Origin of the sequence: uncultured Shewanella sp. (assembly GCF_947501665.1) — a bacterium.
Classification (GTDB): Bacteria; Pseudomonadota; Gammaproteobacteria; order Enterobacterales; family Shewanellaceae; genus Shewanella.
In genome coordinates, this window is the sequence record NZ_CANMWS010000051.1 from 1 (window position 1) to 15,159 (window position 15,159).

Sequence of the window (15,159 nt, forward strand, 5' to 3'; positions counted from 1 at the left end):
TGTCTTCGAGACTAATCAGGGTTCTTCTTGGACGTGGCATAGCAACCTCCAACATCTACTAGTTCATAAAGCTTAGTGGGATGGTTTAGAAAATGCCATTAATCATGGCTGTCTTAGTCGGCCTTCCGCTGATTCTTTACCATCGCGCGTTTTGGTTCGCTTTCTTGAGCCAGTTATTACACGACCTTTTTGCTTTAATGTAATTTTTCCTGATTTTATTGTTGTGCCTTTTCTAGTTTCAGAGATTGCCCACGTTCCGGCAATACGAATCCCCTTATATAAACACTTGTCTTGAAAGCTGGGCCATAACCACTTTGTTACAACAGCAATAATAACTACTGTAACTATGCCAGCAAGTATTGCCATTAAAAATTCAAGCATGTGGTAGCATTCCTTAATACCTAAACCTGTTAGGCTTTTTATATTTATTAAAAAGCAATGCCGACTGAATAGCCGCATGCTTTTAATTCTTTAGTTACATCATTTTTCCATGCACCAAAACCATCGAGCTGCACGTAAACAACACCACTTATATCATTAGGAGTTTCTATATTTCCTTTTACCAATGAGCAAACATTCTCTCTACCAAGCTTGGCCATTAAATATCCATGTTCAAAGACAACGTTTTGTCGCGCTCTATCTCTTGCTGGCACTTTAGTTTCATGTGCTCCACGGCCTTTATCGCAGGCCGTGTATAGAACTAATGCAAAGTCAGCATCATTTGAATAATGTTCAATCTTCTCAATGATGGTCATTCCTGAACTTGCTTGTTCATGAAGAATAATCACCTCTAGCCCTAGACTCTCGATAAATCTGCTTACTTCTTGCTTTGCTTCATTATCTCTTCCGTGAACTATAAACACCTTCCTTTTATTTCGAGTTACGGGGGTTGGTTGAGGAACTGGACTGCCCTGAGGTCGAGCTGTATTTGTAGGTATAGGCGCTGCGGCAGGTTGTGATTGTAGCGGTGTACCGAACTCTAGTGCGTCAAGCAATTGAGTAAACTGCTCAGACAAATAGGTTCTACGCTCAGCGTATGTGGAAAACTTTGGCTGAATAAAGCCCCAAAAAGTATCTAGATTTCTATGCTGTCTTACTAGTGATGGCAAAAGTGGAGCTATTGATGGATTACTGAGTAATTCTTTTCGTAGTGCTTCATACTCTCTAGAGTCTGAAGCCATGCCAGTTGCTCTAGCAGTTAGTACATTCGCTAGATAACTAACTTTATCAAAATCAGTTTGTAAAAATTCTATACTCAAAACTAAAATTTCCTATCAACTTAAACTATGTGGAATGTGAGCCTAACGCCCGCATTTGCGGCTGGTTTGAAGCACAGCGGAAAACCAGTCCGATAACAAGCGCTTGTTAGCCGTTGACATTTGGCTTCAACTCCCAAGCTTGTAGTTGTTCTAGATAAATAGTGCGCTCTTGGAACTCAGACTCAGAAAGTAAGCCATCCCTGTACAATGAACGTAAAAAATCTTGTGCGGCCATATTCGCTTTTTTGTTATTCATTGCTTTTGTTGTTGCCACTAGATTGTTATAGGTGTTTTTGCCCTTGGGTCGAGAAATAACATGATCGATTGTGAAATTCTCATTAGTGATCTTTTTAAATGAATAAAAGCATTTATTGCCTTCTCGGTCACGTAATGCTTGCCTCAGCTCAGGAACTGCATAGAAATCAAGCTCTTCAAGTGGAACAGATTGTTCCTTAATATCTACCTCTGCACGTACAGCTGGGTTTTCAGAAGGAAGAACTGCCTTAAGCCGTAAACCCTTAGATGTTGAATCAACAACTTCAATAAACCCCTTTTCTTGGAGGGTGTAAACCTTATCTCTTGTTTGTGAAATACCCATAGTGCCGCCACGCCCACTAAGGCCGAAGGCATTAGACTTAGCTGCACTTGAGATACTTACTAGAATATTTTCCTTATTTTCAAATATCGTATGACGCACGACGTATAAATAAATCGCTTGCTCTATCGTCTCTAATTTAGGAACAACTAAATCAACGTATTCCTTGAAAAATTGTTCAGTATTCATATCTCTCCTTGGCGGCTAATAGCTTATTGAGTAGCAGCAGGATAAGGTTCTTGGCGGATAACAGCTTATTGAATAGCAGCAGGATAAGGTTCTTGGCTGCACATTTATTTCACTCAAACATATCAGCCAACAAAACTATCACCCCAACACTACTTTTGTAAATAAATTGTTTATTAATCAAGACCTATCATTGATGCAGATCACAGAACTATCAAATCGAAGAAACCCACAGCTTTTATTCTTTGCTTTTTTCTTCTGATTTTCAAAGCAGTGTAGATGCAGCTGTGAGTTTCGGTTTCAGGGATGAAACCGTAAAGCGGCCAAGGATGGCTTCACAGCGTCTCACAGAGGTATCTGCACAACAGCCTGCGGCAGGCAATTAACACATCTGAAGTCGTGTCATTCGAATAGACTGACCAATATCAAATACGTTATGTATTAAAATAAGTGATTACGGCCCCGCATAAGTAAGTACTTACATCTAACGTCTCTGGACACCTTCCATTAAGCCCAGCTCAATCTGGGCTTAATAATAAACATCATCCTTCATTTGATTTCAATGAAAGGCTCAAGCTTCTTTTAAACATTCCAGCTCCACACACACACTGGCGTCATCATTTGACAGCCAAATTTGCCCTTCGCTGATATTGTATTGTAGCGCCATATTGCGGCTCACCATGGTCGCCATTGCTTTCACGCTGTCTTCGGGAATATTGTATATTGCCAGATTATCAAACCGGGCCAAAAGTGCTTCATTTTGTTGCCACCAAATGGGCACACTGCGGCCACCATAAGTATACAAAATGACTTTTTTGGCACGGCCGCAGGCTTTTCTTAGCCACTTTTCGTCACTTTGACCAAATTCAACCCACAAGTCTATCTCACCATTAAGCTGCTTATCCCACAACTCAGGCTCATCGTCATCGCCGCTCAAGCCTTTAGTAAAGGTTAAAAATTCACTGGCATTAATGGCAAAGGCCAGTAAACGCACCATCATGCGCTCATCGGTTTCTGAGGGGTGCTGGGCTAGCATCAGCTGATGATCTTGATAATAATGCCTATCCATATCGGCAATTTGCAATGCCGTTTTAAAAATTGTCGCTTTCAATGCCATAATGCCCGTCTCAGATTATCATTAAAAAGCGCCAGTTTACGTTAATGAAGATAAAAGACAATGGCTTCCATTCAAGTTAACGCTGATCCATTATTCAAATCAGCACTGATTTAAATTCGCTACCCTGTAAGCTAAAACTAAATTGCCCCAGGCCTTAAATATTTCGCCATTGGAAAATGTGCTTGTAATGCCATGATTGCTGCTTTATTTGAAAAAACCAAGCACCGCTCCCCTTTATCATAATACTGTTCAAGCTGACTAAAAGGCAGTAAAGGTGAGCGCGCTGCATCACGACGAACCAGCTCCATTAAATCTGCAGGTAACGGCGAATCGGCGTAAATGGTGTCTATTTTTTGTAATAAAGCAAGGGCCGCAATAGGCAGCCAATCGATACGAGTCTCATCGTCTATCAATAAAATTTCACCTTCTACCGCTAATGAGTCGTAGGCTTGCTCAAATCGAATAGGCGTTTGACTATCAAACTTATCACCATTTAATGCAAAAAAGCGTTCCCAAAATAAACGCCTGTCTTTAAAAGCGCTGAGTTTGTGTTGAACCTCACCTCTTTTGTCAGCCACAAAATCAAACAAAGGGGATAAAGATTGCGGTAACCAAGATTCTAATCGCCCTCGTAATTCTCGCGCAAAAACCGGTGCGGCGCCCGCAGTACTGATAGCAATTTGTAATTTATTTCTATCGATAATAGAAGGCGTGATGAAACGGCAATCTTCTGGACTATCCACCACATTGACTAAAATATTATTGGCTGTTGCGATTTCGGCAAGACGATGATTCAATGTTGTATCCGCGGTGGCAATGTAAATTAAATCCCAACCTTGAATATCCTGCTCACTGATGGCTCTTTGCTCAATGGAAAGACGGGGGCTCTGCTTAAAAGCGCGCACCTCATCACAAATATCCAGTGCAATAATATGAATATTTGCCTCAGTACGACTTAACAGTTCAAGCTTTCTACTCGCTACCTCTCCCGCACCAATAATGAGGACATTGAGATCGCAAGTATCAATAAAAAGCGGAAAGTATTGCATAACGTGACCCAAAAATAAGATAGGCCGCTATTGTTACTCGAAAAACAAAAATAGCAAAGGATCATCAGCAAAAAATAAGAATATTCCTTCCTTTACGATTAAGGGTATTTCTTCGCGCATTTTTCTGAGGTGCAGTTCCAACAAAGCTCAAAACTCGATTCATTGATCTCATGGCAATTCACACAGTTCCATTGAGGCCCTTGGGAATTTATACTGGCGAGCTTTTGACAGGCTAAATCGTATTGGGATATTTTGACCCAGAGCTCAACATTTTGCACACCCACAGGCAATTCTCCAGCGCCCCCCAATAATGCTTCCCCCTTCAACTCAACACAAATGCCGGATGATTCAAGCAAGCCTTTCCAGGTATGTGCCTCTAACAAATTACCGTCTGTCAGTATGCATCTTCTTTCTTCCATGTCACATTCCAATATTATTGGCGCCTTATGCCGTATCAACATTCATGCACGTTGATAAGCACATTCAAGCTGTTTATCATTTAACCATGCTATGCTTAAAAGAGGTGATTTGTCGAGCAATGTTTTCTCCCGAAACCGAAACATCATTCATAACAAGTGCCTTTATCACTGTCTCATCACAAATTATTCGCCTGTTTCCCCCTCCCCCGATAAAAAGCTTAAAAACAGTACACAGCCTCCAATTTATAACGGAAAGAAAGCCATTAATAACATTCAAATACGAAAAAGCCACCTAAATCGGTGGCTTTTAAAAAAATAACAAATTAATTGTTATTAAGGCATCAGTGCATCTTGATCCGCACCTTCTTTTTCCACTTCAACCGGCATCATATGTTCACGATTAATACCCAGTTTAATCGCTAACAAACTGGCGACGTAAATGGAAGAAAAAGTTCCCACGAAAATCCCCATCAACAACGCAGTCGCGAAACCGTGGATCATCGTACCGCCTTTTAAAAATAAGGCTATAACCACAATCAAGGTCGTCCCAGTGGTGATAATGGTACGGCTCATGGTTTGAGTTATCGAAATATTCACGATATCAATGGGTGTATTTTTACGTAATTTCAAGAAGTTTTCACGAATACGGTCAAAAACAACGATCGTATCATTCAACGAGTAACCGACCACGGTTAACACCCCTGCCAGTACTGTTAAATCAAAATCCAATTGGAAAAATGAAAATACACCTAGCGTCACGATAACGTCATGAGCAAGCGCGGTCACCGCCCCCACAGCAAGACGCCATTCGAACCGAAACGACACATAGATAAGAATGCAAATAAGGGCTGCTAATACGGCTAAACCACCTTGCTCTGCTAATTCCTTACCGACTTGTGGACCGACAAATTCAACGCGCTTTTGTACAGCTTGTGGATCTAACGCCGTAATCACTGACATTAACTGCGCGACTTGCGTATCACTTTTTACCCCTTCTTTAACGGGTAAACGGATCAAAATATCACGACTAGAACCAAAATTTTGCACCACGGAACCATCAGTTTCTTCTGAGGTCAACCCAGCACGGATCAGCTCAAGATCCAAAGGTTGAGTAACATTCAGCTCAACAACCGTACCACCGGTAAAATCGAGTCCCCAATTAATGCCTTTTGTTGCCATAGAAGCAATGGAAGCCAGTACCAAAATAATCGATATGCAACTCACTGGTACCGCATGGCGTAAGAAGTTGACTGTACCTTTAAATGAAAAAAACTGTAACATTTCAACTTCTCCTTTAGATGGGTAATGACTTCACGCGCTTACCACCCCAAATCGCGTTAACAATCGCACGCGTTCCAACAATGGCAGTAAACATGGATGTGGCAATACCTATCATTAACGTCACGGCAAAGCCTTTCACCGCCCCTGTTCCCACTGCAAACAATATCAATGCAGTAATAAAAGTCGTAATGTTAGAATCGGCAATGGTTGAAAACGCATTGGCATAACCTTCATGAATAGCCTGTTGCACACTGCGACCGGCGCGAATTTCTTCACGAATACGCTCGTAAATCAAAACATTACCATCAACAGCCATACCCACAGTCAAGACCATTCCAGCAATACCTGGTAAGGTTAATACGGCACCTGGAATAAGTGACATAACCCCCACAACCATCACAACATTCGCCATGAGTGCTAAATTCGCAATCAAACCAAAAGCGCGGTAATAAATGATCATAAAGACCAATACGACAGCCAGCCCCCAAACCATAGCTTGTAAACCATTTTGGATATTCTCAGCACCCAAACTTGGACCAATGGTACGCTCTTCTACGATTGAGACTGGCGCAATCAGTGCACCTGCTCTTAACAGTAAAGCGAGGTTTTGTGCTTCAGTATGATCCAGCCCTGTGATAACAAAATTCCGTCCCAGACGTTGATTGATAGTCGCGACCGAAATCACTTCCTCAATCTTTTTCATTTTCACACTGCCATCAGGATTGCGTAACCCTTCATCTTTATACTCTATGTATAAAGTGGCCATGGGTTTACCAACATTATCTTTGGTAACATTTGAGAATATCGTCCCACCTTTTGCATCCAAATTAATGGTCACTTGAGGACGACTGTATTGATCAAATGTGGCTTGAGCACCTTGAATATGATCCCCCGTTAGCATCACGGCCTTTTTAAGCACAACGGGCCCGCCTTCACGGCGTTGATATAATGCAGATCCCGGTGGGACACGGCCTTTCATTGCCGCTTGGATATCGGCGTTTTGATCCACCATATGAAATTCAATGGATGCCGTCGCACCTAAAATTTCTTTGGCCCGTGCCGTATCTTGCACACCCGGTAACTCAACAATAATCCGCTCAGCACCTTGACGTTGAACAACGGGCTCAGCCACCCCTAATTCATTCACACGATTACGTAACGTAGTAATGTTTTGTTGCAGAGCATCTTCTTTAATTTGCTTCAGATACACTTCGCTTAAATTCGCCACCAATAAAAACTGACTGTCTGTCGATTGATCACTAAACGTCATGTCATTACTGCGCGTTTTAAGAAAGCTCTCAGCTTTAGCAAGAGAGGCAGCATCACGAAATTTAATCTCGATGCCTTTGGCGCTGTTACGAATACCCGCATAGCGGATCTTCTCAGTCCGTAACTCCGTTCTAAAATCAGCCACTTTCGCTTCCGTCATTTTACGGATAGCTTCTCCCATGTCCACTTCCATTAAGAAGTGCACACCACCACGAAGATCCAAGCCAAGCTTCATGGGAGAGCCACCCATGTCTTCCAGCCATTTAGGTGTTGCCGGTGCCAAATTCAAGGCCACCGTATACTTGTCACCTAATGCCGCCGAAATCGCTTCTTTAGCAAGTAGCTGCTGATCAGCATTAGCGACTCGCACTAATAACTGCCCATCTTCAAGCTGTGAGCGCATGACCTTGATATCGCTTTTTTCTAGAACATCGTTGACTCTTGACTGAGTCGATGCGTTCACCTCTGCTCCGCGAGTTGCGACCACTTGCACCGCATAATCTTCGCCGAACAAATTAGGGATCGCATAGAATGCCCCTATGGCGATAATAATTATCACCATTAGGTTTTTCCACATAGGGTATTTATTTAACACACCATCGCCCTCTTGGCTTATAGTGACTTAATTGAGCCTTTTGGCAATACGGCTGCAATATAATCCTTTTTAATTGTAATTTCGTTAGTTTCGTTAAGCGCTAACAACACGTAATCATTTTCATCGCTGATCTTAGCAATTTTACCTAAAATACCGCCACTAGTGAGCACTTCATCACCTTTGCTTAACGAGCCCATTAAGCTTTTATGCTCTTTCACTCGCTTAGATTGTGGACGGAAAATCATAAAGTAAAAAATGAGACCAAAAATGACCAACATGATCACCAATTCCATGGTCCCACCTGCGCCAGTTGTTGGAGCATCGGCAGCATACGCATTTGACATAAACATAATGTTCTCTTCTTATTTATCAGATTAAAAGTTAGTTGATTCGTTTCGGTTTATTCGGGTACTTCAGGCACTTCTCGTCCTTGACGAGTATAGAAATCCTCAACAAACTCATTCAAGGTTCCTGCAGCAATGGCACCACGTAATCCTTCCATTAGCCTTTGATAATAACGTAAATTATGAATAGTGTTTAGTCTTGCACCTAAAATTTCATTACAACGGTCTAAATGATATAAATAGGCGCGAGTATAATTCTTACAGGTATAGCAATCACATTGTTCGTCCAATGGTGATGTATCATCACGATGACGAGCATTACGAATTTTTATCACACCTTCACTCGTAAATAAATGACCATTTCGAGCATTACGCGTTGGCATGACACAATCAAACATATCCACACCACGGCGTACTCCTTCAACCAAATCCTCAGGTTTTCCCACACCCATTAAATAACGGGGCTTATCGTCAGGGATTTTTGGACACACGTGCTCTAAAATACGGTGCATATCTTCTTTAGGCTCACCCACAGCCAAACCACCCACCGCATAGCCATCAAAACCGATATTCACTAAACCATTAAGGCTTTCATCTCGCAAATCTTCATAAACGCCACCTTGAATAATACCAAACAAAGCATTGGGATTTTCCAAACGGTCAAACTCATCACGAGAACGCCTCGCCCAACGCAGTGACATCTGCATTGACTTACGTGCTTCATCTTCTGTGGCAGGATAAGGCGTACATTCATCAAAAATCATCACCACATCCGACCCTAAAGAATCTTGTATTTGCATTGATTTTTCAGGATCTAAAAAGATTTTTTCCCCATTAATTGGCGAGCGAAAATGCACACCTTCTTCCGTAATTTTTCGAATATCACCTAAACTGAAGACTTGAAAACCACCAGAATCGGTTAAAATAGGTCGTTGCCAGTTCATGAAATCATGTAAATCACCATGCTTACGCATGATTTCTTCACCGGGACGCAACCATAAATGAAAGGTATTACCCAATAAGATATCCGCACCCGTTTCACGGACTTCTTCAGGCGTCATGCCTTTAACCGTACCATAAGTGCCAACAGGCATAAAAGCAGGGGTTTCAACCGTGCCACGCTCAAAGACTAAGCGACCACGACGTGCTCGCCCTTGCGTTGTATCTAATTCAAATTTCATTTTTACCCTTACCAGATAGACAGTCTGGCTCAACCAAGCTCAATTCATGAGCTAAATATAAACAACAAGAGGCACTCTCTCATTGGTAACACAATCCATAACGTTAACAGTGTAAAACAAACTACTCTGTTTATTCGACTTTATTATTTGGCTTTTTTGTCACAAACATCGCATCACCGTAGCTGAAAAAACGGTATTTCTGCTCAATGGCATGTTGATAAGCTTGCTTAACTTCATCCACACCAGCAAAAGCACTCAATAACATGATCAAAGTAGATTCAGGCAAATGGAAATTAGTCAGCATGGCATCGATAACATTAAACTCAACCCCAGGATAAATGAAAATATCCGTATCACCTTTGAATGCTTCAAGCTTAGAAGAACTCTTACTGGCTCTGGCTGCACTTTCTAAAGAACGTACTGATGTCGTTCCAACAGCAATGACTCGTTTTCCATTCGCTTTTGTCTGATTAATAATATCAGCGACATCTTGAGGTACTTCCGCCCATTCGGCATGCATTTTATGCTCAAGAATATTGTCCACTCTCACAGGTTGAAATGTTCCCGCGCCCACATGCAAAGTCACAAAGGCCATGTTCACCCCTTTGGCTTTCAGCACGCTGAGCATAGCATCATCAAAGTGTAAGCCTGCTGTTGGCGCGGCGACGGCCCCAGGGGTTTTATTATACACCGTTTGATAACGCTCTTTATCCGCGTCTTCATCTGGCCTATCAATATAAGGAGGAAGTGGCATATGCCCCACGGCTTCAAGCACTTCTAAAATAGTCAATTCAGATTCAAGAGCTAATTCAAACAGCGCATCATGGCGCGCCTTCATGAGCATTTTATGACCGCCATCTAGAATAATAACGGCATCCACTTTAGGGGATTTAGAACTTCTGACATGAGCCAAGATGCGTTTATCATCCAGCATACGTTCAACCAAAATTTCAAGTTTACCGCCCGAGGCTTTTTTACCAAATAAACGCGCTGGGATCACTCGCGTATTATTAAATACCATCAAGTCGCCCGCATTGACTTTATCCAGCAGATCTGAGAACTGTAAGTCTGTCACTTGGCCATCATTGCCATTTAAATTAAGTAATCTTGATGCTGTTCGCTCGGGGGTGGGATAACGAGCAATCAATTCATCAGGTAAATCAAAGGAAAAATCGGCAACACGCATGAGTAATCTCTACTTCTTTCATCAAATCGGAGGCTAGTCTATGGTGACAGACTAAGAAGATCAACAATTGGCGTCATTTTTTGTTTTTAGTATGAACAAAGCGGCGATAAATGGTGCAATCTCGCTCCTTCACCACAGGATCCACTTAAGCCCTCACCACTTCTTCACCCTTAACAATAAGCTCAAATTGATTGCCTCAAAAAGTCATTTGCCTTTCTTTTACCGCCTCTGTCGTGTTACCGTAAACGACAATGCCTTCAAGCGACTAAAACTGACCTTATACCTCTTATGAATTTTCTGTCACACCTGCACTTAGCCGATAATAGCCATACTTCCCTTGCAGCCAATCTTGCTGGCGATTTTGCAAAAGGTAATATTGAAAAATACCCTAAACATTTACAGCAAGGTCTCTGGTTACACAGACAAATTGATCAACTGACAGATAGCCATGAATTAGTCAAAGAACTGCTAGCACATTTTCCAAAACAACATCGCCGCGTTGCTCCCATTTTAATTGACTTATGTTTTGATCACATGCTGGCAAAATATTGGCAAGAATATCATCATCAAACATTGAATGATTTTGCGCACAAAGCCTACGATGAGTTAGCCTCTTGTGCCGACTTACCACCAAAGCTCATTGATATATTGCCTCGAATGCGTAATGAAAACTGGCTACAGAGCTATCAATCACGAGATGGCTTAAATCAAGCCATTACTGGTGTAGCAAAACGCTTTTCTAAGCCTGAATTGTTTAATGATAGCCACAATGTTATCAAACAGCTGGATCAGGAAATAGAGACGGCTTTTCGCATGTTTTACCCACAACTCATGGCCTATACACGCATTTGGATCAGAAAAACGCCAGCGCAATATCGACCTCAAGTGAAATGAAGGCGGGAGTTTCGCTTAGGGATATCACTAAAAAATCACTCCACAGGAATAACTAAATCAATATAAAATGAGCGTCTCTGCGCGAGCAGTTGAGCGACAATTCGAGCTGTATTAATGATGAAATGTAGGTACCTTTCGAGATCATGCAACAAGAAGAGTCACTTAACTGACACGCCAGAAAGGCTGGTTTAAAAGTGATTTAGCTATATTTAATGGCTTTCTAAGCCGTTACTCAGCAATGACATAGTGAATTGATTAATGGATAACCAAGCTCATTCCCCCATTTAATCCCTAAGTATTAAAAGTCTCTCTTTTTTGTTATGCTTCTCTGCGTCATAAAGGAGAGAAAATTGCAAATATTTAACTATCGTCCCCCTAGTATCCCTTGGCTTGATCTACGTTATGTCGATAGAGATATTATTGTGATCAATAAACCCTCTGGATTACTATCAAACCCAGGAATAGCCAGCTACACCCATGATTGTGCATTAACTCGCTTACAAACGCTATTTAATGATACTATTTTGGTCCACCGACTCGACTGCGCCACCTCAGGGATCATGGTTTTTGCCCGTAATAAAAAAGCGGAATCCCATTTGAAAACACAATTTCAAAATAGACAAACTGAAAAAACCTATATTGCCGTTATCCATGGAATATTAGAACAGCAAACCGGTGAAATTAATCAGGCCATCACACCTGACAGAGATACTCCCCCGAAACAAAAAATTGCAATACAAGGTGAAGGTAAATCTGCGACCACTTTTTATCGTACTTTAGCTCGCGGCCATAACGCCACTTTAGTCGAGCTCACGCCTATCACGGGACGAACACACCAATTAAGAGTTCATATGCTCGCAATTGGGCATCCTATTTTAGGTGATGATTTTTACGGAAATGAAAATATTGAAAATGCAGCTTCTCGATTACAGTTACATGCACAAAGTTTAACCTTTAACCACCCTTATACGAAAAAGAAACTGACCTTTTATAGTCGGCATTCATTCAACCTAAACAGGGAATAATACGTTATCTACTCCAGTTTTTTAGCCGTATAAAGACAGGTTTCATCATTCCAACATTGAAACTGGTTATCTGTGGTTAATAAGAAATACTCTTGAAATAGGTTTTCACCTATTGGCTCTAATTTTAACCCCTGCTGAATTTCAGTCACGGTAAGCTCATCTAAACTATGACAGCCATCTTTATACCAAGTTTCTAAGAAATAGGTATTATTTTCACGAAATAATGTTAACCTTTCACCGAGTAGGGGACGTTCATCAACCCAACGCCCCAAGATGTCTCGGCCTTCCTTTTCTAAATTTTGCCAAAATAACCGCTTGCGTTTATCAACCACGGGCATACTGTCACCTCAGATCTATATTCTTCCTTGATACAGCCGTCAAATCCCTGTACAACCCAAGACCACAGAGACGATAAATAAGCATCACACTCTTCTTTAAAGTCTAGTCACAGGGATAAAAAATACAATGATTAACATCCCCCTTTATGTCATTTTAACTATATAAAAAAACTAATGATTACTCTTGTAACGCATAAAGCACATCAAAAACAAACTGATCCCATCCATCAGCGCTAAACGCAATATTACGGATCCCTCTCACATGGTTCACCGCATGTAAAGGTGCAGCACCATTATCCATGAGTAAATAGGCCATTATGACACCAGTTCTATCTTTTCCCGAATGGCAGTGGATCAACACAGTTTGATCGTTTGCTTCACACTCTCGAATAAATGCGAGTGCTTTAGGGACTTGTTCAACACACTGCTCCAAATCCCCTGCTTGAGGCGGTACATTTGGAGAAAAAGGAATACACCGATGTAATAAACCTGCCTCAATAAAACATTCAGCTTCACAAGCCTCACCATTATTTACAGAAAGCACCGCATCTATGCCCTGCTCTTTTAATGCCTTCAAGTCCCAAGGATCTTTACTGGGCCCACTTCGGCCTGCTATTTTTCCTTCAATCAACCAAAATAAGTGCTGCATCTCACATTCCTACATCATCATTTAAACTGATGGTTTTTTCCAAATACTTTCATTTTCTTTACGTGCTTGCTTGCGCTTTTTCTTACCCGTACCTTCCGGTTTAGCCTGCGCAATCACTTGTCGAGACGGGCAATCTAAAGGTGCTTGATCATCGGCTTCAAACCCCTCAACTTGCTCTCTTTTTAAGCGTAATTTATTCTTTTTCTCGATTAATTTAAAATGCTGATACTCATCATGAGCAATTAATGTTATCGCCAAGCCAGACTCTCCAGCGCGAGCACTTCGTCCAATACGATGCATGTAATCCATTGGGCTTCTTGGCAGTTCATAATTGATCACAACTGGAAGCTTTTCAATATCAATCCCTCGAGCCGCAATATCGGTAGCAATAAGCACGTCTATATCACCATTCTTAAATCCTGACAAAATACGATTACGCGCACCTTGGCCCTTATCACTATGAAAAACTTCGGCCTTAATGCCTGCTTTACTTAATTTCTGAGCAACACGATTACAAGTGTGCTTAGCACTGCCAAAGATCAATAATTGCCGCCAATTATTTTGCTTAATTAACTCAATCAGTAAGCCCGTCTTTCTATCACGGTTCACTGTAATAACACGTTGTGTCAAACGCTGTTCAACATCATCATTTATAACATTAATAACGACAGGTTTCTGTAACAACTGATCAGCTAATACCTTGACTTCATCTGGAAAAGTCGCAGAAAAAAGCAAGATCTGTTTCTGTGTAGGTAACTGTTTTTGAATTTGGGCTAGTTCCTCACTAAAACCTAAACTCAACATACGATCCGCTTCATCAAGAATAAAATGCTTAACCTGGTGCAATTTAATGGCATTATTGGCCACTAAATCTAATAAACGGCCAGGTGTTGCCACTAAAATATCGGCTCCCCCTCTCAAAGCCAACATTTGTGTGTTCACAGACTGTCCACCATAAACTGCTTTCACTTTTAATCTAGGTGATAATCTTTGTCCATAGTGTTTAATGCTATCTGCCACTTGCTGGGCTAATTCACGAGTCGGTACCAAAATAAGACTCGACACACCATTTCCTTGAGTCTGTTTTCTTTGTGCCATATTAAGCTGCAGAATGGGCAAAGCAAAGGCTGCTGTTTTGCCTGATCCAGTCTTTGCCTGCCCAATAATGGATTGCTTCGCTAAAATCTCAGGAATAGCCTGTTGTTGAATAGGAGTAGGATTGGAATAATTAAGCTCAGTCAGACATTGGACTAATTCCGGCATTAGGCCTAATTGCGTAAAACTGGCCGACGACGGCATAGATGAAGAGCAAGACTGAGTCATAAAATAGAAGTCACTGATATAACAAAAATAGGCGCTTATTCTACTCTATTTTAACCAGTAAAGCTTATAATTTGCAGTATGCTAATACAATCTGTACACCAATAATGTAAACGTTAGCTAAAAGCTATATCGGTAGCAATGCAATGAGCGACAATAATATGATGAAAATAAGAGAAATGAATAAATAGACGTGGGAGGACTAAAATAAGTAAGGATGGTGTAAAAATACAATATAAATGGTATCCCCAAGGGGATTCGAACCCCTGTTACCGCCGTGAAAGGGCGGTGTCCTAGGCCTCTAGACGATGGGGACCCGGACTTTATATTTTATGACAATCGATTAGTGAACTAATGCATTGCTTTGAACCTGTAACTTGTTACTTTCTTACTTGTAAAAATAAAATGGTATCCCCAAGGGGATTCGAACCCCTGTTACCGCCGTGAAAGGG

16 protein-coding genes and 1 tRNA gene are annotated in these 15,159 nt (G+C 41.3%); 2 read left to right on the forward strand and 15 right to left on the reverse strand.

Annotation, left to right across the window (positions count from 1 at the left end; genetic code table 11):
* Positions 1–102: 102 nt before the first annotated feature.
* The 11 genes from Q0976_RS23490 to queA all read right to left on the reverse strand — a co-directional run bounded on the left by Q0976_RS23490 (position 103) and on the right by queA (position 10,481).
* On the reverse strand, positions 103–381 hold the full coding sequence (locus tag Q0976_RS23490; RefSeq protein WP_299497221.1) for a hypothetical protein: 279 nt from the start codon (positions 379–381) through the stop codon (positions 103–105).
* A gap of 47 nt (positions 382–428) precedes the next feature.
* Complete coding sequence (locus tag Q0976_RS23495; RefSeq protein WP_299497224.1) at positions 429–1,259, reverse strand: nucleotide-binding protein; 831 nt, start codon at positions 1,257–1,259, stop codon at positions 429–431.
* Positions 1,260–1,365: 106 nt separating this feature from the next.
* Complete coding sequence (locus Q0976_RS23500) at positions 1,366–2,043, reverse strand: HNH endonuclease domain-containing protein (RefSeq protein ID WP_299497226.1); 678 nt, start codon at positions 2,041–2,043, stop codon at positions 1,366–1,368.
* A 568-nt stretch (positions 2,044–2,611) separates the two neighbouring features.
* Positions 2,612–3,157 (reverse strand): YaeQ family protein, encoded by a 546-nt coding sequence (locus Q0976_RS23505; RefSeq protein WP_299497228.1) that lies wholly within the window; start codon positions 3,155–3,157, stop codon positions 2,612–2,614.
* A 137-nt stretch (positions 3,158–3,294) separates the two neighbouring features.
* Positions 3,295–4,206, reverse strand: coding sequence for a bifunctional precorrin-2 dehydrogenase/sirohydrochlorin ferrochelatase (locus Q0976_RS23510; RefSeq protein ID WP_299497231.1), 912 nt, complete (start codon positions 4,204–4,206; stop codon positions 3,295–3,297).
* A gap of 98 nt (positions 4,207–4,304) precedes the next feature.
* Positions 4,305–4,625, reverse strand: coding sequence for a DUF2007 domain-containing protein (locus Q0976_RS23515; protein ID WP_299497232.1), 321 nt, complete (start codon positions 4,623–4,625; stop codon positions 4,305–4,307).
* A gap of 333 nt (positions 4,626–4,958) precedes the next feature.
* Complete coding sequence (gene secF, locus Q0976_RS23520) at positions 4,959–5,906, reverse strand: protein translocase subunit SecF (RefSeq protein ID WP_299497234.1); 948 nt, start codon at positions 5,904–5,906, stop codon at positions 4,959–4,961.
* Positions 5,907–5,919: 13 nt separating this feature from the next.
* A complete protein-coding gene (gene secD, locus Q0976_RS23525) occupies positions 5,920–7,770 on the reverse strand; it encodes a protein translocase subunit SecD (protein WP_299497236.1) in 1,851 nt (616 codons plus the stop codon).
* A gap of 17 nt (positions 7,771–7,787) precedes the next feature.
* Positions 7,788–8,120 carry a preprotein translocase subunit YajC gene (gene yajC, locus Q0976_RS23530; protein ID WP_299497238.1) on the reverse strand — a complete coding sequence of 111 codons (333 nt, stop codon included), beginning with the start codon at positions 8,118–8,120 and terminating at the stop codon, positions 7,788–7,790.
* Positions 8,121–8,170: 50 nt separating this feature from the next.
* Entirely contained in the window at positions 8,171–9,295 is a 1,125-nt protein-coding gene (tgt, locus tag Q0976_RS23535; RefSeq protein ID WP_299497240.1) for a tRNA guanosine(34) transglycosylase Tgt, read from the reverse strand.
* Positions 9,296–9,425: 130 nt separating this feature from the next.
* Positions 9,426–10,481: a tRNA preQ1(34) S-adenosylmethionine ribosyltransferase-isomerase QueA gene (gene queA, locus Q0976_RS23540; protein ID WP_299497243.1), complete on the reverse strand. Its 1,056-nt coding sequence runs from the start codon at positions 10,479–10,481 to the stop codon at positions 9,426–9,428.
* A 288-nt stretch (positions 10,482–10,769) separates the two neighbouring features.
* Between queA and Q0976_RS23545 the strand changes: the two genes are divergently transcribed.
* Both Q0976_RS23545 and Q0976_RS23550 read left to right on the forward strand, forming a co-directional pair.
* The gene (locus Q0976_RS23545) at positions 10,770–11,375 is read left to right on the forward strand and encodes an ACP phosphodiesterase (RefSeq protein WP_299497245.1); all 606 of its coding nucleotides are present in this window, start codon (positions 10,770–10,772) and stop codon (positions 11,373–11,375) included.
* A 350-nt stretch (positions 11,376–11,725) separates the two neighbouring features.
* Positions 11,726–12,400, forward strand: coding sequence for an RluA family pseudouridine synthase (locus Q0976_RS23550; protein WP_299497247.1), 675 nt, complete (start codon positions 11,726–11,728; stop codon positions 12,398–12,400).
* 8 nt (positions 12,401–12,408) lie between these two features.
* Here Q0976_RS23550 and Q0976_RS23555 read toward each other — a convergent pair whose 3' ends face one another.
* From Q0976_RS23555 to Q0976_RS23570, 4 genes are all read right to left on the reverse strand, one after another.
* On the reverse strand, positions 12,409–12,738 hold the full coding sequence (locus Q0976_RS23555) for a hypothetical protein (RefSeq protein ID WP_299497249.1): 330 nt from the start codon (positions 12,736–12,738) through the stop codon (positions 12,409–12,411).
* Positions 12,739–12,916: 178 nt separating this feature from the next.
* Positions 12,917–13,387, reverse strand: a complete 471-nt coding sequence (locus Q0976_RS23560) for a dual specificity protein phosphatase family protein (RefSeq protein ID WP_299497251.1) — start codon at positions 13,385–13,387, stop codon at positions 12,917–12,919.
* 21 nt (positions 13,388–13,408) lie between these two features.
* Positions 13,409–14,710 (reverse strand): DEAD/DEAH box helicase, encoded by a 1,302-nt coding sequence (locus Q0976_RS23565; RefSeq protein WP_299497253.1) that lies wholly within the window; start codon positions 14,708–14,710, stop codon positions 13,409–13,411.
* Positions 14,711–14,947: 237 nt separating this feature from the next.
* Positions 14,948–15,023, reverse strand: a tRNA-Glu gene (locus Q0976_RS23570).
* Between the last annotated feature and the right edge of the window lie 136 nt (positions 15,024–15,159).

Coding starts and splice junctions, on each gene's coding strand:
- queA (WP_299497243.1), bottom strand. CDS start 10,481: ATGCGTGTTGCCGATTTTTCCTTTGATTTACCTGATGAATTGATTGCT.
- yajC (WP_299497238.1), bottom strand. CDS start 8,120: ATGTTTATGTCAAATGCGTATGCTGCCGATGCTCCAACAACTGGCGCA.
- Q0976_RS23545 (WP_299497245.1), top strand. CDS start 10,770: ATGAATTTTCTGTCACACCTGCACTTAGCCGATAATAGCCATACTTCC.
- Q0976_RS23500 (WP_299497226.1), bottom strand. CDS start 2,043: ATGAATACTGAACAATTTTTCAAGGAATACGTTGATTTAGTTGTTCCT.
- Q0976_RS23515 (WP_299497232.1), bottom strand. CDS start 4,625: ATGGAAGAAAGAAGATGCATACTGACAGACGGTAATTTGTTAGAGGCA.
- Q0976_RS23555 (WP_299497249.1), bottom strand. CDS start 12,738: ATGCCCGTGGTTGATAAACGCAAGCGGTTATTTTGGCAAAATTTAGAA.
- Q0976_RS23505 (WP_299497228.1), bottom strand. CDS start 3,157: ATGGCATTGAAAGCGACAATTTTTAAAACGGCATTGCAAATTGCCGAT.
- Q0976_RS23560 (WP_299497251.1), bottom strand. CDS start 13,387: ATGCAGCACTTATTTTGGTTGATTGAAGGAAAAATAGCAGGCCGAAGT.
- Q0976_RS23565 (WP_299497253.1), bottom strand. CDS start 14,710: ATGACTCAGTCTTGCTCTTCATCTATGCCGTCGTCGGCCAGTTTTACG.
- tgt (WP_299497240.1), bottom strand. CDS start 9,295: ATGAAATTTGAATTAGATACAACGCAAGGGCGAGCACGTCGTGGTCGC.
- Q0976_RS23490 (WP_299497221.1), bottom strand. CDS start 381: ATGCTTGAATTTTTAATGGCAATACTTGCTGGCATAGTTACAGTAGTT.
- secF (WP_299497234.1), bottom strand. CDS start 5,906: ATGTTACAGTTTTTTTCATTTAAAGGTACAGTCAACTTCTTACGCCAT.
- Q0976_RS23510 (WP_299497231.1), bottom strand. CDS start 4,206: ATGCAATACTTTCCGCTTTTTATTGATACTTGCGATCTCAATGTCCTC.